Source organism: Stenotrophomonas sp. SY1 (assembly GCF_021202945.1).
GTDB lineage: Bacteria > Pseudomonadota > Gammaproteobacteria > Xanthomonadales > Xanthomonadaceae > Stenotrophomonas.
Map to the genome: position 1 here is coordinate 729,116 of NZ_JAJOYR010000001.1, position 24,866 is coordinate 753,981.

General features: G+C 64.5%; 16 protein-coding genes. 10 read left to right on the plus strand and 6 right to left on the minus strand.

The window, feature by feature from the left end; all coding sequences use genetic code 11:
* The first annotated feature begins 190 nt into the window (after positions 1 to 190).
* The 3 genes from LR961_RS02860 to LR961_RS02870 all read left to right on the plus strand — a co-directional run bounded on the left by LR961_RS02860 (position 191) and on the right by LR961_RS02870 (position 7,477).
* Positions 191 to 1,096 carry a LysR family transcriptional regulator gene (locus tag LR961_RS02860; RefSeq protein WP_232146912.1) on the plus strand — a complete coding sequence of 302 codons (906 nt, stop codon included), beginning with the start codon at positions 191 to 193 and terminating at the stop codon, positions 1,094 to 1,096.
* Positions 1,097 to 1,221: 125 nt separating this feature from the next.
* Positions 1,222 to 2,229: a cyclase family protein gene (locus LR961_RS02865; RefSeq protein ID WP_232146913.1), complete on the plus strand. Its 1,008-nt coding sequence runs from the start codon at positions 1,222 to 1,224 to the stop codon at positions 2,227 to 2,229.
* Positions 2,230 to 3,367: 1,138 nt separating this feature from the next.
* Entirely contained in the window at positions 3,368 to 7,477 is a 4,110-nt protein-coding gene (locus tag LR961_RS02870) for an autotransporter outer membrane beta-barrel domain-containing protein (RefSeq protein ID WP_232146914.1), read from the plus strand.
* A gap of 400 nt (positions 7,478 to 7,877) precedes the next feature.
* Here LR961_RS02870 and LR961_RS02875 read toward each other — a convergent pair whose 3' ends face one another.
* Complete coding sequence (locus tag LR961_RS02875) at positions 7,878 to 8,879, minus strand: 2Fe-2S iron-sulfur cluster-binding protein (RefSeq protein ID WP_269670535.1); 1,002 nt, start codon at positions 8,877 to 8,879, stop codon at positions 7,878 to 7,880.
* Between the two features lie 9 nt (positions 8,880 to 8,888).
* Positions 8,889 to 9,155: a glutaredoxin family protein gene (locus tag LR961_RS02880; protein WP_232146916.1), complete on the minus strand. Its 267-nt coding sequence runs from the start codon at positions 9,153 to 9,155 to the stop codon at positions 8,889 to 8,891.
* Between the two features lie 604 nt (positions 9,156 to 9,759).
* On the opposite strand from LR961_RS02880, the gene LR961_RS02885 reads away from it, so the two are divergent.
* The 3 genes from LR961_RS02885 to LR961_RS02895 all read left to right on the plus strand — a co-directional run bounded on the left by LR961_RS02885 (position 9,760) and on the right by LR961_RS02895 (position 15,503).
* The gene (locus tag LR961_RS02885) at positions 9,760 to 11,238 is read left to right on the plus strand and encodes a DUF1254 domain-containing protein (RefSeq protein ID WP_232146917.1); all 1,479 of its coding nucleotides are present in this window, start codon (positions 9,760 to 9,762) and stop codon (positions 11,236 to 11,238) included.
* A gap of 422 nt (positions 11,239 to 11,660) precedes the next feature.
* Positions 11,661 to 12,821: a serine hydrolase domain-containing protein gene (locus LR961_RS02890; RefSeq protein ID WP_232146918.1), complete on the plus strand. Its 1,161-nt coding sequence runs from the start codon at positions 11,661 to 11,663 to the stop codon at positions 12,819 to 12,821.
* Between the two features lie 300 nt (positions 12,822 to 13,121).
* On the plus strand, positions 13,122 to 15,503 hold the full coding sequence (locus LR961_RS02895; RefSeq protein WP_232146919.1) for a membrane-bound PQQ-dependent dehydrogenase, glucose/quinate/shikimate family: 2,382 nt from the start codon (positions 13,122 to 13,124) through the stop codon (positions 15,501 to 15,503).
* 129 nt (positions 15,504 to 15,632) lie between these two features.
* Here the strand turns inward: LR961_RS02895 and LR961_RS02900 are convergent, their stop codons facing one another.
* Together LR961_RS02900 and LR961_RS02905 are read right to left on the minus strand one after the other, a co-directional pair.
* The gene (locus LR961_RS02900; RefSeq protein WP_232146920.1) at positions 15,633 to 16,274 is read right to left on the minus strand and encodes a CDGSH iron-sulfur domain-containing protein; all 642 of its coding nucleotides are present in this window, start codon (positions 16,272 to 16,274) and stop codon (positions 15,633 to 15,635) included.
* A gap of 172 nt (positions 16,275 to 16,446) precedes the next feature.
* The gene (locus LR961_RS02905) at positions 16,447 to 17,289 is read right to left on the minus strand and encodes an MnmC family methyltransferase (RefSeq protein ID WP_232146921.1); all 843 of its coding nucleotides are present in this window, start codon (positions 17,287 to 17,289) and stop codon (positions 16,447 to 16,449) included.
* A gap of 339 nt (positions 17,290 to 17,628) precedes the next feature.
* Here LR961_RS02905 and LR961_RS02910 point away from each other — a divergent pair, with 339 nt between their 5' ends.
* Positions 17,629 to 19,128, plus strand: coding sequence for a SulP family inorganic anion transporter (locus tag LR961_RS02910; RefSeq protein ID WP_232146922.1), 1,500 nt, complete (start codon positions 17,629 to 17,631; stop codon positions 19,126 to 19,128).
* Positions 19,129 to 19,271: 143 nt separating this feature from the next.
* Here LR961_RS02910 and LR961_RS02915 read toward each other — a convergent pair whose 3' ends face one another.
* The gene (locus LR961_RS02915) at positions 19,272 to 21,020 is read right to left on the minus strand and encodes an acyl-CoA dehydrogenase family protein (protein ID WP_232146923.1); all 1,749 of its coding nucleotides are present in this window, start codon (positions 21,018 to 21,020) and stop codon (positions 19,272 to 19,274) included.
* 179 nt (positions 21,021 to 21,199) lie between these two features.
* Here LR961_RS02915 and LR961_RS02920 point away from each other — a divergent pair, with 179 nt between their 5' ends.
* Both LR961_RS02920 and LR961_RS02925 read left to right on the plus strand, forming a co-directional pair.
* Entirely contained in the window at positions 21,200 to 22,114 is a 915-nt protein-coding gene (locus tag LR961_RS02920) for a hypothetical protein (protein WP_232146924.1), read from the plus strand.
* Positions 22,115 to 22,341: 227 nt separating this feature from the next.
* A complete protein-coding gene (locus tag LR961_RS02925; protein WP_232146925.1) occupies positions 22,342 to 23,415 on the plus strand; it encodes a chitinase in 1,074 nt (357 codons plus the stop codon).
* Positions 23,416 to 23,653: 238 nt separating this feature from the next.
* Here LR961_RS02925 and LR961_RS02930 read toward each other — a convergent pair whose 3' ends face one another.
* Complete coding sequence (locus tag LR961_RS02930; RefSeq protein ID WP_232146926.1) at positions 23,654 to 24,001, minus strand: hypothetical protein; 348 nt, start codon at positions 23,999 to 24,001, stop codon at positions 23,654 to 23,656.
* An 88-nt stretch (positions 24,002 to 24,089) separates the two neighbouring features.
* Between LR961_RS02930 and LR961_RS02935 the strand changes: the two genes are divergently transcribed.
* The gene (locus LR961_RS02935) at positions 24,090 to 24,863 is read left to right on the plus strand and encodes a lytic transglycosylase domain-containing protein (protein ID WP_232146927.1); all 774 of its coding nucleotides are present in this window, start codon (positions 24,090 to 24,092) and stop codon (positions 24,861 to 24,863) included.
* Positions 24,864 to 24,866 lie beyond the last annotated feature (3 nt).

A 24,866-nucleotide genomic window follows, 5' to 3' on the forward strand; every position in this document is an offset into this window, starting at 1 on the left:
CGAAATCAGCTGTTGCAGGAAGCCCCGGGCTGAAGCGATAGCAGCAGAACTGCCATCGCTGGTGCGGTGCCTGCTGCGGGCAGGAAACGCTCATCGAGCGACCAGAACAAGCGCACACTCCAGCGTCCCCGCCAGCGCCCGGCATCGCGCATTTCCGCTACCCTGTGCTCGTTTTGCAACGAGACCAGCCGTGGATTCCTTCAACCTGATGCGCGCTTTTCGACGAATCGTCGAACGCGGTGGCCTAGCGCGGGCAGCCGATGACCTGGGTATGTCGGCGGCGGGGCTGAGCAAGCAGTTGCGGATGCTGGAGGATCACCTCGGGGTCGTGCTGCTGCAACGTACTACCCGCCGCATGAGCCTGACCGATACCGGCAAAGCGTATTACGCGGAATGCTGCCGTCTGCTTGACGATCTGGACGCACTGGAAAGCGGTATCGCCGATCAGCGCGGTGAGATTAGTGGCCGACTGCGGGTCAACGCGCCGCTGTCGTTCGCACTGAGTACGCTGTCTCCGCTGCTGCCGCGCTTCCTCGCCCAGCATCCGCAACTGGCGCTGGACCTGGTGATGGAAGACCGTCTGGTCGATACGGTGGGCGAGGGCTTTGATGTATCGCTGCGGCTGCGTGCGGACCTGGAGGATTCCACGCTGGTCGCACGACGGCTGGCATCGGTGCAGCAGGTACTGTGCGCGGCGCCGGCTTATCTGCAACAGCACCCGGCACCCACCACGGTGGAGCAGCTGGGTGACCACACCCTGCTGGCCTACAGCCTGTCCGACTCACCCGGCAGCTGGCCGCTGCATGGCCCGGATGGCAGCGTCACGGTGACCCGGCCGGCGCGGGTCAGCGCCAACAACAGCCTGCTGCTGCGCGACCTGTTGGTGGCCGGCCTGGGCATCGGCGCGTTGCCCTCGTTCCTGGCCGCACCGGCGCTCGCCAACGGCCAGCTGCAACAGGTGCTGGCCGATCATCGCTATCCGCCGCGCATCGTCTACGCGGTCTATCCCACTCAACGCCACCTGCAGCGCAAGGTGCGCGCCTTCATTGATTTTCTGCACGAAGAACTACCGCAGGCCGACGGCCTGGATTGCTGACGCCCAGCGAAAAATGAGCTGCCCGGAGGCGGCTGTTTCGCTCCCCGGGCGCTGCCTAACCTGTGTTTACCCCCGCTGAACCAGGTACTGCAATGTCGCTTCCGTCTCCGTTCCCTGCATCACGCATGTCTCGCCTCGCCAGCGCGCTCGGCCTGTTGTTGGCCGCAGTCCCGCCACTGGCCGTCGCGCACCAGAGCCCGCCGCCCGAACAGGTACCCTCCGGCCAGCAGGTCGGTATCAGTCCGTGGGGCCCGACGGATGAAATCGGCCGACTCAATCTGATCACCGAAGCATCGCGCGCCGCGATCCTGTCGCGGGTCAGCGGCGGCAAGGTCTACGATCTGGCCACCGACTACTACGTCGGCATGCCCAGCTGGCAGGACGCAGGCGACCCGCACTACCAGTTCTGGATGACCCACACGCCGCAGGGCACCGTGGTCGACGACCCCATGGGCGTTGGCGCAGCGATGAATACCACGCGCAGTTACACCGGGACCGCGTTCTCGATGTACAGCCACACCGGCACGCATATCGACGCGCTCAACCACTTCGGCATCCACGGTCGCATCTGGAATGGCTTCGAGGCCAGCACGCACCTTGGTGATCGCGGCTGGAAGGTCACCGGCATCGAGAAATTCCCGCCGCTGGTAGCGCGTGGCGTGCTGATCGACGTTGCTAGTGCCAAGGGAGTGAACATGCTTCCGGACAGCTACCGCGTCACCCGTCAGGACCTGAAGGACGCGCTGCGCCGGCAGAACGTCAGCCTGCAGGAGGGCGACATCGTACTGATCCGCACCGGGCGCATGCAGCTGTTCAACCAGCCCAAGGCCTACATGGCCAACCCGCCAGGCATGAGCCTGGATGCAGCCCGCTTTCTGGTCGAGGACGGCGGTGCGATCGTGGTGGGTGCCGACAACCTGAGCTTCGAGACCTTCCCCTCCGAAGTGGCTGACGACTATGTGCCACTGCACACCTACCTGCTGGCCCAGCAGGGCGCACCGATCATCGAGCTGATCGCCCTGGACGAACTGGCCCGCGACAAGGTCTATGAATTCGCCTTCATCGGCGGGCCGCTGAAGATCCGCGGCGGTGATGCGGCACCGTTGCGTCCGGTGGCGTTGCCGGTGCGTTGAGAGTGATCCGTGGTGCCGGCTGATGCCGGGTACCGCTGGATGAGGCGCGTGTTCTCGATGCGCGGGTCTGGTTGCGCGCGTTCGCGGGATGACTGCTTCCGGTCGTATGGCGCCTGCCACAGGATAGCGGTCTTCCACACCATGCCCAGCAAGGCCCGGGCATCTTCATCGGGGCCGGGCCTTGCGCCAACTTTCAGTCCGGCGTGTGGAATACATCCGCGTGCAGACTTCCGGATTGCGGTCCGCGTGCGTGTGTCATCTGAACAGCCGTATCGACCATCGCCGGCGGGCTGGCAACTTGGGCTTTCCAGCCGTCTAGGTCCTGCAAGTCTTCGGCATCGGTGACCATTCTGCTGCGGCCAGTAGGTGCCGTAGAGGTGCCGTAGAGGCGCCGGAAAGGCGCCGGAAAGGCAAGCGTGAAGGAGCGCCAGGTTCGAGGGCAGCGACGCCAGCGCCCGTGCCCACTGGCCCTGGCCGGTAGTTTTACTGGTGCGGCCTGCGTAGAACCGCAGAGGCGATTCCGGGCTGCCGGGAGCAGTATCGTGCTGTTGGATTGGCGAATCAGTGATAAGGCCCGCCAGCTGCTGCGGCGGATGAAATGTCAGGCTCGATGCCCGGTGCGGGTGCACCCACCTGGCCCCCAACGTGAGGCCGCCGACCTTCTCTCGGTCGGGATTTTCCTGCGATATCGACAGCGGTGGCGCGCTCAACAGCGCAAGCCGTACATGGCTCTTCTCACGTGGATCTACAAAGGATTCCGTTCGCCATGAACAGGTTCTATAGGGTGATCTGGAGCGCCGCAGTTGGCGCATGGGTGGTCGTTTCTGAACTGGGAAAGCGACCTGACTCCACTCGTTCCTCCTGCAGCAGCAACGCCCAAGACGGCGGTTCTCATCAGACATTGATAAGGAATGCCTGTGCGGCAGCAATCTCCGGCATCTGCCTGGGAGCGCCGAGCGCTGCGTTTGCGACGTGTACTGGATTGAGCTCCCCGACAATCACCTGCACGTCTCCGCCTCCGGATACGGGGTACCTGCAATCATTCTCATCGGTGCCTACGGTCGCCACCCTGACGAACTGGCAGGTGACCGATGGCGCGCTTTCGCTGGTCAATGACAGTACGTCCCCAGCGATATCCATGGCGATCAACGCAAACGGACTCCTGATCAACAACACCGCCTTCACCACCAGCCCCGCCTTGAGCGTGAATGCGGGAAACAACTCCGTTGCCGGTGGGCAGGCAAGCATCATCATCCGTGATTCCACGATACAGGGCGGGGCATCCGGGACCAACGCGGTTGGGCTGTTCGCGCAGTCAAGCAACGGTAGCGCGACCATCACCGCAACCAACACCAATGTCACATCGCCGTCCGGCGCGACCCAGGGCGCGGTCCGTGCATTTGACAGTGGTGCCGGTTCGGCAAGGATTGAATTCACCGGCGGCGCAGTTACCACTGCGAACAATGCGGGCTATGGCCTGTTGGCGAGCTCCAATACGGGCGCTGTCACCATCGTTTCGACAGCCGGCACGATCACCACTGGCGGAACAACGGCCGCGGGCATCCAGGCCATGACCGGCGGCGCAGGCACCGCAAACATCAACAATTCTTCCAAGGTCACCACGACAGGAGGAAGCAGCAGCGGGATCAACGCGATGATCTCGTCGGGGACGTTGGACATCACCAACAGCGGTGATATCACCACAGGCGGGGCAGACTCCTCCGGAATAAGCGCGCAGGGATCCGGCGGTGCGATTCGTATCGACAACAGAGCAGCCATTTCCACGAGCGGTGCAACCGCTTACGGCATCACGGCGACGGGCTTCGGTGGTTCGGTCACGGTGACCAATACCGGCACCCTCTCGACAACGGCCAGCGGCGCGGAAGCCATCCGCGCATTCGGTGCGAATGCCGATGTCAACGTCACCAACGGAGGCGCCATCACCACCGGCACGGCGGGGGCGAACGGTATCACGGCGCTTGCTTTCGGCACTGGCAACAGCACTTTGACCAATACAGGAAACGTGACGATCAATGGCGCGGCCAGAGCGTTGGACGCGGAGGTCAGTGCCGGCACGGCGACGATTAACCAGCAGGCGGGAGACCTGCGCATCACCGGCGCGACCGTACCCGTCGTCTACGCGCGAACCCAGGGTGCGGGTGCTGCCACTATCAACATGAGTGGCGGAACCATCAACGTCAGTGGCACCAACACCAACGGTCATGGCATGGAGGCACATGCTTCGGGAACCGGCAATGCGGCTGTGAACATGACGGGTGGGAGCGTCATCGTGCCCGGCACCGGTATTGCGGTCTGGAACGGAAATACCGGCACAGGCGTAGTCAGCGCCACGACGTCGGCGGGAACCACGATCAACTCCGGCTCCACGGGCATATGGGCGTATGGAGGGGTGGGCACAAGCGGGTCCGTATTGATCGACTCGCAATCCGTCATCACCTCCACGAACCAAGGCGGTATCAGTGCAACCGGTACCGGCACCGCGCCCGTCACCGTCAAGCAAACCGGAGGCAGTATTGCCTCTGCCGGGACTGGCATCCTCGCAAGGGGTGGCGGCACGGTCGATGTAACCAACAGTGGTGTGGTCACGACCAGTGGGGCAGGGGCCTACGGCATCGACGCCTATACAAGCGGGCCGGCCAATGTGGTCGTCAGCAATATGGGAAACATCTCCACGTCCGGTAACAGTACGGTCGGCATCCACGCATCTTCAACAGGTGTTGGCGGCATTGCCCTGACCAACAGTGGCGCGCTCACAATGGCGACCGGATCAGGCATCTATGCCTCCAATGGCACGGGCCCCATCAGCATCAACAATGCGGGCGCGATCTCGATAGGCGGGCCGAGCTATGCAGGCATCATCGGCTACTCGCAGGATGGCCCGATCGATATCACCAACTCGGCACGCATTACGGCTACCGGGTTGTACACATCAGGCATCAATGCTTCGAGCGGCTTCGGCGCGGCCGCTGCCAACCCGATCATCAAGGTGACCAATACCGGGGACATCGCCGTCGGGGGCGACGGCATTTCGCTTTACTCGGCCCTCGGTAGCATTGCGGCGAGCAACACCGCTGCGGTCACTTCCACAGGCCAGGGATACGACGGCGCTTTCGTACGCGCGGACAGGGGAACGGCACGGTTCGACAACGCGGCGACGGGCAACGTTCAAGGCGGTTGGGGGGCCTATGGCGGCATAGGGGTTCGCACCGGGGGGCGCACGCAGATCGTGAGCAATGCCGGTACGGTGGGCGCGCTGAGCGATCGCGCTGTCCAGTTCGATCACAAAGGGCTATGGGGTGTCGCGCAGCTGAACAATACCGGCACCCTGCTGGGAACCGTCACCGCGTACCAATCCGGGGTGACCATCGGCAACGGTGGCCAATGGAATCTGCGCAGCTTTGCCGACAGCGATGGCAACGGCGTACGCGATACGTTGGCGGTGGCCATCAGCAATCTGGGGACGAGCGGCGTAAACGTCGTCAACAACACGGGGACGTTGGCTCTACTCACGCATGACGGTACCGGAACAACGCTCGATACGACCGGAATGTATCTCCCGTTCGGCAATGCAAACAACACGATGGCGCTCAACAGCCCCGCACAGGGACAGCTGTTGAATGTGCTGACCTTCAACAACAGTGGCGTCATCGATCTGCACGCCAATCCGGACGCAGGCGACGTGCTGGTAATCAGTGGAGGCGCCACGCCCGGCGCCGACGGCGGCGGGGTATTTGTCAGCAACGGCGGCACCTTGCAGCTGGACACCGTACTCAATGAGGGCGCCACCGCTTCGGTGTCGGACATTCTGGTTCTGGATTCCACGCAGCTGGGCACCGGGCCCACCGGTGTCGTGGTGACCAATGTGGGCGGTGCCGGTGCACAGACCTTGGCCGATGGCATACCTGTCGTGGAGGTGCTCAACAAACTCGCCTCCGCGCCCGGCGTACTTGCGTTGACTGGCAGGGCGGTCGCCGGGCCGTACGACTACTTTCTGTATCAGGGCGGAAACCCGGTGGGTGGTGATCCCGCTGATGGCAACTGGTATCTACGCAGCGAGCTCCAGCCGCCACCCCCACCTCCTCCGCCACCCCCACCCCCGCCTCCTCCACCACCACCGCCGGTGCCGCCGGACCCGGACCCGCCGCCTCCGCCTCCTCCTCCCCCAGATCCGCCGTACCCTCCGGTACCGCCGGATCCGGATCCTCCTACGCCGCCGAACCCACCGGCACCGCCCACACCGCCGGCGCCATTCTGTGAAGATTGCCCGCGGCCGTTGCCAATCATCCGTCCGGAAGTGGGTGCTTACCTGGGCAACCAGGCGGCCTCGATCGGGATGTTCCGCCACACCCTGCATGATCGTCTTGGCGAGGTGGACTTCACGGAGCGTCAGCGACGCGACGGCAATCCCGGTGGAGCATGGGCCCGCGTACAACGCCGCCAGTTCGATACATCCGCCGGGCGCACGCAGGTGGATCTGAGTACGGACACCACGCTGGTGCAGGTGGGCGCCGAGTTCGTTCGCTGGACGCAGAGCGATCAACGGTTCCACCTGGGCGCGATGCTTGGGTGGGGGCAGGCCGACACCGATGCACAAAGCATCTGGACCGGTTACCGCGCCAAGGGCAAGGTGGAAGGCACGCTTATCGGCATATATGGGACGTGGTATCAGAGTGCAGCCGAACCCACTGGATTCTACGTGGACAGCTGGGTGCAGTACGGTGACTTCCGCAATCGTGTTCAAGGTGAACTGCTGCCACTGGAGCGCTACGACAGCACCGCTTGGGCGGTTTCCATCGAGGCCGGCTATGCGTTCGAACTCGGGCGAGGAACGAACAGCGTGTACTACCTTGAGCCTCAGGCGCAGGTCATCCACAGCGAGTACGACGACGATGCGCATCGCGAAGTCAACGGCACGATAGTGCGCTCGCGGGATGCGGGAGATCTGACCACGCGCCTGGGCGCGCGGGCATATGCACGTTCGCTCAGCGAGAATCGCGTCCAGCCGTTCGTGGAGGTCAACTGGTGGCATTACGGCGGCCACGAGGAGTTCTCGTTCAACCGGTACGTCGAACGCCTGGAGCGGTCTGCGGACTCCTATGAGTTGAAAGTCGGCGCACAAGCGGAGCTGGGGTCGCGCTGGACCGGCTGGGCCCACCTTGCCTACCGGAGTGGAGACGGCGACTTCCGCGACATAGAGGCGCTGCTGGGCGCGAGGTACGGATGGTAGGAAGCAGGACCGCGAGCCAGCGCCATCGAGGCGTGCATTGACAAAACGCCCAGCCGGCGCTGGGCCTTGGTTTGTGTTCGTGAATTGCCGGTCAGGACTCGAGCGAGCTGCGTTGCCGCGCCATTGCGCAGCTGCTACGTCGCGAGCGAGGAAATGTGCCCAGCCAGAAGCTGGAAGCAGTCTCGCTCGCGACGACTTGATGACGCGATTTCAGGAAGCAACACCATCGACTGGTCACAAAGTGGCCGATACGACATCTGCAGTCAGCTGCCCTCTACTGGAGAGAGTGTAAACAATGGCATCCGCTCTTCGGATGCCATTGGATGCATGGTTCTGGCCGACTGCGAGCATAGGCAGTTCATAGCCGAACGAAGTCTCTCGAGCGGCCCTGTACCAAATTTCAGTCCGGCGTGTGGAATACATCCGCATGCAGATTCCCGGATTGCAGTCCGCGTGCACGCGTCATCTGAGCAGCCGCGTCGACCATCGCTGTCGGGCCGGCAACATAGGCCTTCCAGCCGTCGAGGTCCTGAAGGTCTTCAGCGACGGCGTCGGTGACCATTCCGCAGCGGCAGGAACTGCCCGGGGAAGCATCGGAGAGGACCGGTGTGAAAGAAAGGTTCGAGTGCCGGCGCGCAAGATCCTGGAAGTGATCGACGAGATAAAGATCCTCATGGCTGCGTGCGCCGAAATAGACATGGATCGGCTGCCTCATGCCGCATGAAAGTGCGGCCTCCACGATGCACTTGATCGGGGCGAGGCCAGATCCGCCTGCGATGCACAGCATCGGCCCAGCGTGGTGCTCACGCAGGAAGGAGGAGCCGAATGGGCCTTCGACAAGCACCGGTTCACCCGGTTTCAATTGCGAATGAATGCATTCCGTCGCTGCGCCACCGCGCACGCGGCGAACGTGGAATTCAAGTGTGTCGTCGCCCGGCTGGCTGGCCATCGAGTAGTCACGGGAAGGTGCGCCCGGGAACGTGAGTCGCGCGTATTGGCCGGCTGAAAAGACAAGTGGCTCGTCGCCGTCGCTGGTTAGAAGAATGCGCTTTATGTCATGCGTGGCATCTTCGATCACCAGCACGCGACAGTTGAGGCGGCGCAGCGGATGGGATGGCATGACTTCCTCTTCAAGCCAGGTGACGACCCCATCGGTTGTCGGGACGGCGCGGCAGGCAAGGATCAACCCTTGTGCCTTCTCTTCGTTCGAGAGTGCGAAGCGGTTGTGATCGAGGAGATCAACTCCGCCACTGACAAGACGCGATTTGCAGTTTCCGCAACGGCCCGAGCGGCAGCCATGCGGATAGGCGACGCCGTCGGCAAGCGCGGCGTCGAGCAGGGTCATGCCTGGCGGAACCAGGATTGTTCGTCCCGTTCCGCGTATCTCCACGATGTTCGTCATGGTGCGGACTCAGACAGCATTGGCCAGTCCAAGCGCCACCGTTAGACCCGGCTTCTGCGAGGCGAACGTGCCGTAGAAGACCTGCTCGCCCACCAGGGTGATGGGTGCGACGCGCACGCCGGTACGGCGCTTGGCTTCTTCGCTGATTGCGGCGTCGGTCAGATCGCGCTCCTCGAACGTGATTCCTTCCCGGTTGAGCCAGTCTTTCAGCATCCGACAGTCAGGGCAGGTCGGTGTCGTGTAGATGGTTACAGGGGGATGCGATGCAGTGCTCATGGTGGCCTCCTCGATCTATCCATGGTGTTCGTGGGAACACTGATGCAGCGATCAATGGAGCAGCTGATCATCTGTGTTGACCTGAAGCCTAGGGATTCCCGCCATGGGAAGGTCAAGGGGTTTGGGTGAATCCCTGCAAAGATCAGCTTGTCGATGCCGTGGATGCCTGGAGATGGGGGCCGACGCATCTGGTTCTGCGCCAACTGCTTTGAACCGTTCGCTGGGCGGGCGCCTTGTCCTTGCTGCCGGGCGAACGGTCGATCCGAAAGATGGCAGTGCTTGATGGCCTGCGTCCAGCGGACATCTGGAGTCATGTTGCGCGAGCGCCCTTCACGAAGCATCCACAGGGGTTGAGCGGACTCTGAAGCAATCGCTACGTTGCGCTGCAGGCGATGTCACGAGCGGTAACGTGTCGTACCTTGCGTGGCCATGCATCAAGTCATCTTCCATAGTCTTTGGGTGCGTTGTCTTGCAAGCAGCCGGCATCCTCACTGCAAGAAGGATTCACGCGGCCGCAGCAGCGGGATTTGAACTGCCAGCGGGGCGCAGTGCATCCAGAGATCAGAGCGAATCAGTGCAATCCCTTCACTCAGAGGAAAAGCGCATGAACCTGATGGCCAAGCATCCGTTGGTGCTGGCGTTGGTCGCGGTGGCCCTGGTGGCCTGCACACGCGACCAGACTGCCGCGCCGTCTGCGCCGGAGGGCCGGACCGAAGTTGCCAAACCGGCGCCTGCCGACACCAGCGCCGCCGCGTCGCTGTCCGAGCAGGAGGCTTACGCCATCGCCAAGGACGCCTATGTTTACGCGTACCCGGCAATGCTCACCTACGCCACTGTGCGCAAGCTGAGCAACTTCGCCGAGCCGAAGGTGGGCGATGCCTTCGGTCCGCCCAACCAGTTTCATCATGCGCTGGCCTATCCCAATGCCGAGGACAGGATCGTCATCCGTACCAATGTCGATACGCTGTACTCGGCGGCGGTGCTGGACCTGAAGGCTGAACCGCAGGTGCTGTCGGTGCCGGCCACCGACCGTTATTTCCAATTGCCCATGTTGAGCTTGTGGACCGATGTGTTCGCGGTGCCTGGCACGCGTACCACCGGCAAGAACACCGCGCGCGATTTCCTGGTGGTCGCGCCGGAATGGAAGGGCGATGCACCGTCGAATGTGGAAGTGATCCGCAGCCCCACGCGGTATGTGTGGATCATCGGCCGTACCCAGACCAATGGCGCCGCCGATTACGGGAATGTCCATGCGATCCAGAACGGCTACAAGCTGCGGCCGCAGTCGGCCTGGGGCAAGGGTGACTACACGCCGCCCAAGGGCACGGTGGATGCCAGCATCGACATGCGGGCCGATCCGCCGATGGTGGTGGACAAGATGGATGCGACGTCCTACTACGCGCAGTTCGCCGAGTTGTTGAAGGACAACCCGCCAACCCCGGTCGACTATCCGATGGTGCATAGGCTTGAACGTACCGGCTTCCGCGTCGGCCAGGGCTTTGACCTGGCGCAGGCATCGCCGACGATTCGTCAGGCATTCGAACGCGGCTATGCCGATGGCCGGGCACTGGTGAAGGCAGAGGGCGACAGGGCGGCGGGCAAGGGCGGCAAGGGCTGGGTCTACACCACGCGCAGCGGTACCTACGGCACCGATTACCTGTACCGCGCGGCCATCGCGCAATGCTGCGTTGGCGAGAACCTACCGCAGGATGCGGTCTACCCGGCGCTGTCCAGTGACAGTGAAGGGCGCCCGCTGGATGGCAATCATGCCTACGTGCTGCATTTCGAGAAGGACAAGTGGCCGCCGGTAGATGCCTTCTGGTCGGTGACGGCCTATGACGCCGACGGATATTTCATTCCGAATGCGATCAAGCGTCAGGCCATCGGCGACCGCGACAAGCTGGTGGCAAACGCGGACGGCTCGCTTGATCTGTACATCCAGGCCGATTCCCCCGGCGCGGACAGGGAAGGCAACTGGTTGCCGGTTGCCAAGGCACCTTTCACCTTGCTGCTGCGGCTGTACTCGCCGCGCGAAGTGTTCCTAGAAGGCAACTGGGCGCCGCCGCCGGCTGTTCGCCAATAACCCATCCGGGTGGAGAACGAAGGCCAGGCGCGGATGCCTGGCCTTCGTGTGTGTGCATGCATGCAACCCGTCGATGATGGCGCTGGCGAGCGGGTGGCAGGGTGCTTGTCATGTCAGGAAGTACGGGTGGTTCGACGCTTGCTTGAACAGATCGGCACGATTGGCACATGATCCTTCGGTCGCGGGTTTGAAATCCGGCAAGCCAGCCGTGAGCAGTGGCCGAACGCACTTGTGGCAGGCCTGGAGCAGTTGCAGCGGCCGGTGCTCACCGGGACGACAGCAGCAGGTGGCCCGTTCCAGCATGGGGAGCAACGGTAATGCCGATTTATCCGGTTCCAGGTCGCCGCCGCTTCATGGCACGGGCGGCCGCGTTGGCTGCGCTCGGCGCTGCTGCTCCCGTGCTTGCGTTGCCGCCTTCGTGCATGAAGTTGGATGGGCGTCCGTGGATTCCTGACGATGCGTTCCTGGCCGAACTGCCGCGCATCATGCAGGCCTTTGCGGTCCCCGGCGTGGGCATTGCCGTGGTCGAAGAGGGCGCAGTGGTCTGGAGCCGTGGTTTCGGGTTGGCGAACGCAACGACTGGTACGCCGGTCGATGCGCGCACGGTGTTCGAGAATGCGTCGTTGAGCAAGCCGCTGTTCGCCTATCTGGTGATGCAGCTGGCGGACCAGGGGCTGATCGATATGGATCAGCCTCTGGCGCGGTATCGGCGCCCCGATTATCTGGCCGATCATCCGTGGCTGGATTTGATCAGTGCACGCGACGTGCTGCGGCATAGCACCGGCTTGCCGGATTGGCGCACCTCGCCGATGACGGAGAAGCTCGCGCCGATGGTCAAGCCGGGTACGGCGATCAACTATTCCGGCGAGGCGTTCTTCTGGCTGCAACTGGCGGTTGAAACGATCACCGGGCAGAGTCTGGATGAGTGCATGCAGGCGCATGTGTTCGGACCGGCCAACATGCGTGACAGCAGCTTCAGCTGGAATGCGGATCTGGCTGCGCGCTCTGTCCATGGCCATCGCGCGCATGACCGCGCAGATGCCGAAGCGCCCCGACAGGTGCTGCGAGAACAATGGGGCGCCGCCCAGCAGGTCGCAGAGCGTTTGGGCAAGCCGCTGTCTGCGTGGATGTACGCCGATGCCGAACGCGCGTTGCCGGAGGTGCTGGCGCTTGCGCCGCCCGGGCTGGTGGCGTGGCCGGGCGACATCATGGCCAATGCCGCAGCCAGCCTGCGTACCACGGTGCAGGATTACGCGACCTTCCTGACTCTGATGATGGCGCGTTCGCAGCGGGCGTCATGGGAGATCACCGAAGCGACGCGGCAGGCCATGCTCACGCCGCAGATAACCGAACCGGGCCGGTGGACCGAGAAGGGCCTGGGCTGGAACATGGAGCAGACCCGCGACGGCCCGGTGTTCTATCACTCGGGCAGCAACAGCGGAATCTTCAAGAACTTCGCCATCGGTGATGCACAACGCCGCCGTGGCATCGTGGTGCTGACCAATGGTGGCAGCGGTGCTTTCGTGCACCAGCGCGTGGTGCGCGCAGCCACCGGCTACGACCTGCTTTCCCGCGACCTGTGATCGCATCGGCGTGTAGTTCTGATCTGCCGGGCTGAAGTTCACGACGGTGGCACCGATGCCGAGCGCCGGGAGGCTTGCAGCGGTTGATGGCCGGCGCCCGCAGCGGCCTTCGCTGGGCAGACTCCCGCTTCCTTTGACGGCCTCTCCCACAGCCTTCATCCGCTCTTGGCGGCGCTGACGTTACGTTCGCGGCATCGGCGTGCGGCGGTTGTGGCGCCGGGGCTGTCGGGGTTGGGGCGTGCATGGGGTTTCCCCTGCGGTTGGCCAGATGACCGAATCCATCCGAGCTGGGAGCAAGACATGGGAGTGTTGCTGCGTCTTTTCGCGGTGCTGCTGGGCCTGATCGGCGTGGGGTTGCTGCTGGGTGGGGGCTGGCTGGTCGCGCTGAAAGGCTCGCCGTATTACCTGGTGGCCGGTGCGGCCTATCTGCTGGCGGCCTGGTGGTTGTGGCAGCGGCGTCGGCATGGGGCGCTGGTGGTGGCAGCGGTGGCGCTGCTGACCATCCCGTGGGCGCTGTGGGAAAGCGGCGCCAACTACTGGGCGCTGTTTCCGCGCCTGCTGGCACCGCTGGCGCTGGCCGCCGTGGCGCTGTGGCTGATGCCCCGTGTGGCCGATGAAACCCGCAAGCAGGCAAGGATGCGCCGTTGGGGTGCACTGGGCTTCTCGCTGCTGTTCGCGGTGGGCTTCGTGCTCGCGTTTGTACCGCACGGGGTGATCCGCCCCGGCAAGGACATCGCCTATACGCCGCCCAAGGGCGACAACACGCCATCGGACTGGAGTGCCTATGGGCGCACCCCCGAAGGCCGACGCGACGCGCCGTTCGACCAGATCAATCTGGAGACCGTGACGCAGCTTGAGCAGGCGTGGTCCTATCGCACGGGTGACCTGGGCCCCGGTGTTGACCAGAACACGCCGCAGCAGATCGGCGACCTGCTGTATTCGTGCTCGCGCAACAACATCGTCAGCGCCCTGGATGCCGATACCGGCGCGCTGCGCTGGAAGTACGACCCGGTGGTGCGCGCGCCATTCTGGCAACGCTGCCGTGGCCTGGGTTACTACAAGTTGCCTGCCGAAGCGCTGGTGATTGCTTCGGCCGATGCGGCCGATCTGGCCGATGGCGCAGTGGCGCCGGCGCAGGCGTGCAGCGAGCGGATCATCGAAACCACCGCCGACGCGCGGTTGATCGCATTGGATGCGAACACCGGCAAGTTGTGCGCCGGCTTTGGCAACGGCGGTACCGTGCAGCTGTCGCAGGGCATGGGGCCGGTGCAGCGTGGCTTCTATTTCCAGACATCAGCGCCGTTGGTGGCGCGTGACCTGATCGTGGTCGGTGGCTGGGTGGTGGACAACCAGATGCGCGATGAGCCGTCCGGCGTGATCCGCGCCTTCAGCGCACGCACCGGCCAGCTGGTGTGGGCATGGGACCTGGGCAACCCGGAGATCACCCGGCTGCCACCGGAAGGGCAGACCTACACGCGCGGCACGCCCAACATGTGGACCGCAGCGGCCTACGACGACACGCTGGGGCTGATCTACGCCCCGCTGGGCAACGCCACGCCCGATTACTACGGACAGGACCGCCCGCCGTACTCGGACGAATACAACTCCTCACTGGTCGCGCTGGATATCCAAACCGGCCGCCCGCGCTGGAAGTTCCAGACGGTGCATCACGACATCTGGGATTACGACCTGCCTTCGCAGCCGGCGCTGATCGACCTGCCTGACGGCAAGGGCGGCGTGCAGGCGGCGGTGTTGCAGACCACCAAGCGCGGGCAGGTCTTCCTGCTCGACCGCGCCACCGGCAAGCCGCTGGCAGAAGTGGCCGAGAAGGCTGTGCCGCAGAAAGGCGCGGTGCCGGAGGAAACCCTGTCGCCCACGCAGCCGTATTCGGTGGGCATGCCGACGATTGGCACGGAAAAGCTGGACGAGCGACGCATGTGGGGCATGACCATGTTCGACCAGCTGGCGTGTCGCATCGCCTTCCGGCGCATGCGCTACGACGGTGACTTCACTCCACCTGGCCTGGACATGGCGATCCAGCATCCGGGCAACATCGGCGGCATGAACTGGGGCAGCGTGTCGGTGGACAGCAGCAACCAGCGGGTGTTCCTCAATGACATCCGCGTGCCGAGCATCTTCCAGCTGGTTCCACGTGCGGCGTTTGAGCAGTACGCCAAACTGCATCCACCGGTCAGCGATGGGCACGGCCCGTCGCCGCAGGCCGGGACGCCGTATGGCGTCTACACCACCATCTGGTTCTCGAAGCTCGGCGTGCCCTGCGTGCAGCCACCGTTCGGCACGATCAGCGCGTTGGATCTGAATACCCGCCGCATTGCCTGGCAGATTCCGGCAGGCACGGCGTCGGAGTTGGGCCCGATGGGCGTGCGCCTGGGCCTGCCGATGAAGCTGGGCATGCCGTCCTACGGCGGCACGTTGAGCACTGCGGGCGGGTTGGTGTTCTTCGCCGGTTTCCAGGATTACTACCTGCGCGCCTATGACGGGCGTGATGGCCGCGAAGTGTGGAAGACACCGCTGCCCGTGGGCGCCAGCGCCACGCCGATGAGTTACGTATCGCCCAAGAGCGGACGGCAGTACATCGTGGTGTCCGTTGGTGGCGCGGCGTACTCGAAGAACGTGGGTGACTACGTCATCGCGTTTGCGTTGCCGGAACAACGCAAATAGGTCAGCCCGGCGTCGGGTGGTGATCCGCCCCGCGCCGTCGCGATCTGATTCGTGCGTGAGGGCGGGTGCGCGGTAGTGCGGCCTCTGGAGTGTCGCTTCATCAAATGAATGTGCGGGCGGGAAATCGCATCATTCCCCGTCCGCCTGGAAGCCCGCCTTGCGGTGCGATCCATCGCAGAACGGCTTGTTGTTGGAGTGGCCGCAGCGGCACAGCCAGGTTTCGGTCACGCGGTTGAGCGTGCGGCCGGTGCCGCTGACCACTTCCAGGTTGCCGACGATATGCAGCGGGCCGTCCCTGGTCGGATGGATCTGCAGCGGGCCATCGCGCTGGGCCAGTGTTTCGGACTTCTGTTCCGGCGGCTCGCCGCTGGCGATGAAGCCGCAATCGACATGGCGGTGGTCGCAGAACGGCTTGTTCTGCGAAGCACCGCAGCGGCACAACGTGGCACGCATGCCTTCATCCTTGCCGGCGATGTGCAACGGGGCGTTGAAGGCCAGCGGGCCGTTCTCACGCACGTGCACAAGATTGACCACGGGGGCCGGTTCGGCGCGGCTGGCGTCGTTGTATTCGCAGCGGATGGCGCCGGACGGGCAGTTGCGTGCGATCAGCTCCACTTCCTCCGGCGATACCGCGTCGGGGTGGATCCACTCGCCGACCACGTTGGGTACGAATACATCCGGGTGGCTGAGCACGCAGTTGCGTGAATGGATGCAGCGGGCGCCGTCGAAATGAATGGTGACGGTTCTGCCGCGAACGGTCTCGGTTGCCATTGGCTGCCTCCGTTTCGGAAGCGCCAGTGTCGCGCGTTGGGTGTGAAACAGCCGTGGTAGCCCCTGGCGCTGCTGTAGGAGCGGCGTGAGCCGCGAATCGCAGAGGCTTGACGGCCCGAGGAGCGTTGCCTCTGCTTTCCTGTTTCCGGAGACGCCGCTGCAGAAGACGCGTTCAGCGGCGCGTGGCGAACACTCCATCCAACACCAGTTCGGTGTTGAAGCCGGCTTTCTGCAGGCGGGCGGCGACTTCGCGCGGGACGTCCCTGCCGCTGGTGAGCTTGTTCGGCGCGCCGGTGTAGTGGAACAGGCGGCCGCCCTTGCGCAATACACGCGCCAGCTGGTCATAGAAGACCTGCGAGTACAGTTCGCCGGCAATGCCGAAGCGTGGCGGATCGTGCAGCACGGCATCCATCGAGGCATCGGCGATGTGTTCGATCTCCCTGGAGACATCGCCGTGATTCAGTTGCAGACGGCCTTGTGCATGCTCCGCTTCCGGGTCGGGCGACCACGGATTGAGCGTGCGCAGCCACAGCACTTCCGGGCTCTTCTCGAACGAACGGATGCCGGCCACGCCATCGTCCAGGCAGCACGCGGCGAAGTAGCCCATGCCACCGCAGGTATCGAGCACCTGTTTGCCGCGTGGTTCAACCAGCGCCACTTTGCGGCGTGCATCGTCCATCGGCGAAAGCTGCGCGCTGACCAGCATCTTGATGCCGTCGATCTCGAAGGTGGGCACGCCCCAATCGGTGGGCACCAGCTTGTACAGGCCAGTGCCGAAACGCGAGGCGGCACTGAACTCGTCGCCATCCCAGTAATAGATGGTGCGGTCCTTGAGCTTGCCCGGCCACGGGAAGGTCTGTCCTCGCCATTGCCAGCCATCCGGAGCGAGGCTCACCGGGTCCTGGCTGCGGCCCAGGTCGAACGAGGCGGTCGCTTCGCTGGCACCCTTCTTCAGTGCGGTCTGCAACTGGTCGAGCAGCGGGCGGGTGAGCAGGGGGCCGGTGTAGTGGGGCATTGGGGTGAGGCGTGGTGCGGGGGAGGGAATGCTACCGCAGGGGGCAATTGGGGGCTCGGGTTGGCGTGAATGACCTCCAGAAGCACCCCTCCCCGGCCCTCCCCTTCGCTGCGCGAAAGGGAGGGGGCAGAAGCGGGTTGTCCGCACCCTGATCAGCCAGGCAGAACCGCTCCCTCCCTTTCGCGCAGCGAAGGGGAGGGCCGGGGAGGGGTGATTTCGGATGTGCACGGTCTGCCGGGAACTCACCGCGACCCACGATGGTTGGATGGCAGCAGGCATAATTCGCGGCCTGTTCCCCCCGGATCCCGCCGGCCCTGCCATGCAGGGCGGCCTGCCCGCATGTCCTTCCTGAATACCGAACTGGCGCAATGGCGCGCCCATCCCCTGCGTGAAATGCTGGCCGGTGCCGTGGCCACCTTCGCGCTGATCCCCGAGGTCATCGCCTTCTCGTTCGTGGCGGGTGTGGACCCGCAGGTCGGCCTGTTCGCCTCGTTCGTGCTGAGCATCGTGATCGCGGTGTTCGGCGGGCGGCCGGCGATGATCACCGCCGCGGCCGGCTCGGTGGCGCTGGTGGCCGCACCGCTGGTGAGTGCGCATGGCCTGCCGTATTTGTTCGCCGCCGGTCTGCTGGCCGGTGTGATGCAGGTGCTGTTCGGGGTGTTGCGGCTGGGCGTGCTGATGCGCTTTGTCAGCAGCTCGGTGCGTACCGGCTTCGTCAATGCACTGGCGATCCTGATCTTCTCCGCGCAGCTGCCGCAGTTGCAGGGCGCCACCACCGCGACCTGGGCGATGCTGGCGCTTGGCCTGCTGGTGATCTACGGGCTGCCGCGGCTGCCGTTGCCCGGTATGCGTGCGATTCCCTCGCCGCTGATCTGCATCGTGGTGCTCAGTGGGTTGTCGGGGTGGTTGAAGCTGGACCTGCCGACGGTGGCCGACCTTGGCCGGTTGCCCGAATCGCTGCCGCACTGGATGGGGCTGCCGCAGTTGCCGTTGGACCTGCAGACGTTGCAGATCATCGCCATGCCGGCGCTGGCGATCGCCATGGTCGGGCTGTTGGAATCAATGATGACCGCGCGCGTGGTTGATGAGCTGACCGACACACCCAGTTCCAAGAACCGCGAATGCACTGGCCTGGGTATCGCCAACATTGCCACCAGCCTGTTCGGCGGCATCGCCGGCTGCGGCATGATCGGGCAGACCGTGGGCAACGTGAAGTATGGCGGTCGCGGCCGCCTCTCCACCTTGTTCGCAGGCGTGTTCCTGCTGGTACTGATGGTGCTGCTCAAACCGTGGGTGGCGCAGGTGCCGGTGATCGCGCTGGTGGCCATCATGGTGATGGTCAGCGTGTCCACCTTCGACTGGTCCAGCCTGGGCGCGTTGCTGCGCCACCCGCGCCTGTCAGGCGTGGTGATGCTGGCGACGGTGGTGGTGACGCTGGGCACGCACAACCTGGCCGCGGGCGTCGGCGTTGGGGTGCTGTTGAGCGGCGTGTTCTTCGCGCTGAAGGTGGCACGACTGCTGCACGTGGAAGTGGGCGACGACGCCGATGGTGGCCTGCGCTACACGGTGCGTGGGCAGGTGTTCTTCGCCTCGGCCGACGCGTTCATCGATGCGTTCGATCCGCGTCAGGCCGAAGGCCGCAAGGTGGTGATCGACCTGTCGCGCGCGCAGCTGTGGGACATCACCGCCGTGGCGGCGTTGGAGAAGGTGGTCAGCCGTTATCGTCACCACGGCATGAAGCCGCGCGTACAGGGCCTGGACCGACAGGGACGCATGCTGCTGCGGCGGGTGCTGCGTGACGGGGCGGTGGCGCTGGAGGATGCACCGGCAGGGCGTTGAACGGCGAGCATCGCAGGAGCGGCCTTGGCCGCGAAGCCGTCGATGCAACCACCGCGCGGGAATCGAGCAATTGCAGGATTCCTGCTGTCTGCATCTGCATCTGTATCGGCTTCGCGGCCAAGGCCGCTCCTACGGGCGTGGGTTTACATCACATCCCAGGCATAGCCGCCGCGCTCCAGCACCGAGGCGGCCAGGGATTCGATGATCTCGTCCTCGTTGCGCTCCAGGCCACGGATGTTGCGGGCCATGCGGCGGCGGGCCTGGCGGGCGAACAGGCGGGCGATCCGGACCGCATCATCTGCCGCCGGGTGCTTTGCCTGGATCAGGCTTTCCACGCGTGACAGCACGCACAGGCCGACGAACAGGTCGATGGCGACATCGGCCACGCGCTTCTGCGCATGCTGCTGGTCGGCGATCTTCTTGCCATGTTTGCGCAGCAGACGGTCGGAAGCCTTGGACAACTCCACCGAATACTTCTCGCACAGGCGCGCCAACGGGCGCAGTGCATCGTCGAACGGTGTGCGGATGCGCCCGGTGCCGTAACCGGTGGCTTCGCGGACCTTGCGGCCAGCGTAGTCACCGAGCACGCCAAAGCCCTTGATCGGGTCGTTGAAGATGCCGCCCACCGCGCTTTGCAGTTCGGCCAGCGTCGCACCGACGCCTTTGAGCCCATTGAGTGCAACATACAGGCGCAGGATTTCGTTGGTGCCTTCGAAGATGGACAGGATGCGCGTGTCGCGGGTCATCTGTTCGTAGGGCAGCTCGCGCATGAAGCCATTGCCGGCGGCGATCTGCAGCGCTTCGTAGCAGCAACGCTGCACCGCTTCACTGGCGAAGACCTTGCTCATCGCCGCTTCCACCGAATAGTCGGTGCGACCACTGTCGATCAGGTGCGCCACCATCCACACCGTGCTTTCGGCGGCGAAGCAGTCGGCGGTCATCTGCGCGATTTTTTCGCGCACCAGCCCGAAGTCAGCGATGGGTTGGCCGAACTGCTTGCGTTCGCTCGCCTGCGCGCAGGCCATGCGGATCAGCGCACGCATGCCGCCCACCGCACCGCCGCCAAGGCCGGTGCGGCCGCTGTTGAGGATGTTCATCGCCACCTTGAAGCCCTTGCCGACCGGGCCCAGCACGTTGGCGGCGGGAACGCGCACCTCGTTGAAGGCAACGGTGGTGGTGGACGAGGCGCGGATGCCCATCTTGTCTTCGTGCGGGCCGTGGCTGACGCCTTCCCATCCGGCCTCGACGATGAAGGCGGTGACCTTGCCTTCGGGCGTGTCGGTGCGCGCGAACACGGTGTAGAAGTCGGCGATGCCGCCGTTGGTGATCCAGATCTTCTCGCCGTTGAGCGTCCAGGTACCGTCGTCGTTGCGCGTGGCCTTGGTGCGGATGGCCGCAGCGTCGGAACCGGCGCCGGATTCGGTCAGGCAGAACGCGGCGATCATTTCGCCACTGGCCAGCTTGGGCAGGTAGCGCTGCTTCTGCTCGTCGTTGCCGAACAGCAGCAGGCCCTTCATGCCGATCGAACTGTGCGCGCCAACGGTGAGCGACACCGAGCTGTCATGGCTGCTGGTCTGCCCAAGTACGCGTGCATAGGCACCGTTGGACAGTTCCAATCCGCCGTACTCCTCGGGAATGATCAGCCCGAACAGGCCCATGTCGCGCAGGGCCTGGATGAACGCTGGCGGCTGCTCCGCATCGCGGTCGTACTGGCGCAGCTCGGCGGTCTTCTCGCCGAGGAACTGGTCGATGGCATCGGTCATCGCGCCGAGCATCTCGCGGTCACGCTCGCGGATCTGCGGATAGGGGAACAGCGCGTCCTCGGCGATATGGCCGAAGAACAACTGCTTGGCGATGCTTTCATCCAGGTTCGGCGATGCGCTGGTATTCACGGACAGCTCCTTGCGGGTCAAAGACGGCTGTACCCATCATCGCCCAGCCGAACGAAAGGTTCACGTTTACAGCGGTGTAATCCACGGAACTCGCCGTCTCCATTGTGGTCTGTGGTTCTTCGCACGATGCCGTGGCAGGGCCGGTTACCGCCCTGTGAAGACACCCCAGATGGAAATGCATGCGCGCAGGCAGTCAGTCCGAACCGATGTCCAACCGGGTGGTCGCCAGCATGGCGACGTTGGCGGTGCTGTCAGCGCTGGCACGCCTGTTATGGCAGCAGCCCGAACTGGTGCCTTCGACACGCGAAACGCGCATCCAGCTGCGTTGGTTGCAGGCCGCGCGGCAGCAGCAGTTTGTTGATCCCTTGCTGCCACAGGTGGTTGAACAGGCCCCGGCAGATAGATCGCAGCAGCCGGCAGCGGCCAACTCCAACGTGGCTACCGCGCAGCCGGTGGCGGCACCACCGGCCACCGGCCAGCAGGCGCTGCGCCTGTACGGCCCGGACGGTCGGCCCGATCTTGTCGATGACGCCACCGGCCTGAGCAGGAAGTCCGCGCCGGAACGTGTGTTCGAACATCGCGACGAGCTGGCTACGGGTGTTGGCGAACGTGCCACCGCCAATCTTTTTTCGGGGAAGGTGGCGGGTACCGCACAGAAGCGTTCGGAACGATTTATCTACGGACGTGATATCCAGGCCGCAGAGGCGCGCCGGCCGCCGAATGTGGCGTTCAATCCCAACCTGCACGAACGCAGATCGGACCTCGGCAGCGAAGCGACCGGTGATGCCTACAAGGCCGCGCCGATCCGCTACGAACCCGCGCCGGGGCTGAAGGGCGAGGCCAGCCGCCGCATCCGTGCGGCTATCGGTGAACTGGAAGGCCGCTACCCGCGTTGCAGCAGTGCGCAGCGCAGCCAATGGCTGGCGCCGGCGCTCGCGCAGCTGGATGCATTGCAGCGCGTGGAGTACCGCTACAACAACGGTGCCGACCCCACCGAAGCCGAACACACCCTGCCCAGCGCCGCCGACAGCGCCTACGACCAGGCCCGGCGTGCGTTGTGGGATGCCGAGCGGCGCATGAAGACCTGCGGATGAGGCTTGGCTTGTCCTGCCGGTAAGGGGGTGAAGACGAACGAGGGGGCTTGGCTGGCCTTCTGGGCTGGTCGAAACGTCAGCAGGAATGTCTTCGTGAAATGTCTGCGCGCCATGCAGAAGACATTCTTCTGCCAATTCCGGACAGGTTTCATAACCAATTGTTTTTCTGTGATTTTATGACTTTGGCTGTGCCTAGAATCGGGGTTCTTCGTTTACATGGACACCCGATGAAGCCGATCACCCTGTTGTCATGCGCGCTGGCTCTTTCCATTTCCCTGGGTTGCCAGGCACAGCCGGCTGCTGTGGCTGGCGGCACCGGCGTCGGCGTCGCAGCGGGTCACAGCCATGCACTGCCCAAGCACGCCCTGGTGGGTTACCTGCACAACTTCGACAACGGCCAGGGCCTGTTGCCGGTGGCGCAGGTGGACGACAGCTGGGACGTGATCGTGCTGGCCTTCGCCGATGACATGGGCGAGGGCAAGGTGGCCTTCAATCCGGACCCGAAGTTGGACCGCGCGCAGTTGATTGCCGACATCGCCGCCAAGCGCGCGCAGGGCAAGATCGTGGTGCTGTCCTTCGGTGGCGAGCTGGGCACGGTGACGCTCAACACGCAGCGCGATGAAGACAACTTCGTGCGCACCACCGCCGAGGCGATCAACACGTTCGGCCTGGATGGTATCGACGTGGACCTGGAGAAGATCGCCGGCGTGACGCATGGTGCGCCGGTGGTGCCGCACCTGATCTCGGCGGTGAAGCGCCTGCATGCGATGTACCCGGACCTGTACGTGTCGATGGCGCCGGAGCATCCGTACGTGCAGGGCGGATATGTGTCGATGGACGGCATCTGGGGCGCCTACCTGCCGCTGATCGACGGCCTGCGCGGGGAGCTGGACCTGCTGCACGTGCAGCTCTACAACAACGGCGGCCTGCCGACGCCTTACCGTGCGGAAAAGTATCCCGGCGGCAGCGTGGACATGATGGTGGGATCGGCCAAGATGCTGATCGAAGGCTTTGACCTGGCCGGTGGCAAGGGCCGCTTTGAAGGCCTGCGTGCCGAGCAGGTGGCGTTGGCGTTGCCGTCGGGGCTGCGTGCCGCGAACAACGGTTATGCCACGCCTGCCGACATCAACCGCGCCTTCGATTGCCTGACCACTGCGACAGGCTGCGACGAAGTGAAGCCTTCGCAGCCGCACCCGGATTTCCGTGGCGTGATGACCTGGTCGATCAACTGGGACGTCAGCGACAAGCGTGCGTTCTCGCAGCCCGTGGGCGCGCACCTGCGTGCAGCCAGCAAGCGCTGATTGGTGGTTGGGGCCGGCATCTGCCGGCCCTTTGCTGCTGTAGGAGCGGCCTTGGCCGCGAAGCAGGAAATGCGTTTCGAACTGCGGCGTCGGCTTTGGTTGCAGATGGTTCTGCGCCATCACCGGCTTCGCGGCCAAGGCTGCCTCACGAATCAGGCAGTGCCTAGCCATGCTCGGCAGGACGATTGCCGGCCAAGTCCGAGCGGAGCATGGCTCCGCCCTGCCGATGCAAACGCATTCATGCGTTGACCAGATCGAAGTGCACCAAGGTGACCACCTCATCGCGCTGGAAGCCGGGATACAGCTGCTCCATCACCGCCAGCAATCCTTCCGGCGTGCGGCAGGCCGGGTCATGTTCATTGCGCAGCTCGGCCGCTGTCAGCGTGTCGAAGCGGCGCAGCTCGGTGTGCAGTGGCACTGGGTCGGAATGGTGCCCGTCGCCCAGTTCGATCCGCGCAAGAGCCACGCCGTGCCAACGCGTCCCACGCCGTACGCTGGTGTTGCGGCCGGTATGGAAAAGCGGATGAGAGAAGCCGAGCAGGGGCGGTTCTAGGTTCATGGCGGGGCGCAGGAAGCGGCTGTTCATTCTGGCTGCGATTGGCGACTTTTTCATCACCTGTCGTTCAACCGGCCGGGTTCAGCATCATCGCCCACCTCCCTGATCCGGGTCCGGCATGTCCCGCGCGGCCGCCGTTGCGATGTTGCTGCTGTTGTATGCGGTGTGCGCGCCGTTGCAGGCGCGCACCGTCTACCGCTGCGTGCAGAAAGGCACGGTAAGCATGGCCACCGCGCCGGAACCCGGTTCCAGCTGCAAGGCGATGACCGTGGACGACAACGCGGTGCAGATGCCCAATCTGTGGGGCAACTTCGGCGTGTTCAGCGGCACGCTGTACGAGCGTGAGCAGGACGGCAAGCTCGTGTATTCCACGCGCAACCTGCCGGGCTCGCGGCCGTATCTGCGCTTCACCGTGGCCACGCCACCGGGCGAACCGGCGCATGAAGGGCTGGGCAATGTCGGCAAGCCGCAGCTGGATCGCCACGCGACGCAGTTCCGCGCCGCGGCCAAGGCCACCGGCGTGGACGATGCATGGCTGCGCGCGGTAGCGCATGCGGAAAGCGCGTTCGATGAGAAGGCGGTGTCGCCCAAGGGCGCACAGGGCGTGATGCAGTTGATGCCGGATACGGCGCACGAGTACGGCGTTACCGACCCCTTCTCGCCGGCGCAGTCGATCAGCGGTGGCGCGCGGCACATGAAATCACTGCTGCGCCGCTACGACGGTGATCGCACCCTGGCCGCAGCCGCCTACAACGCCGGCATCGGCGTGGTGGCACGTTATGGCGGCGTACCGCCGTACGCCGAAACCAGGCATTACATCGACAAGGTGCTGGCGCTGTACGGCCGGTATCGTGCGGCGATGGGCACCGCGCCGGAGCGCCCGGCGCAGTAATAG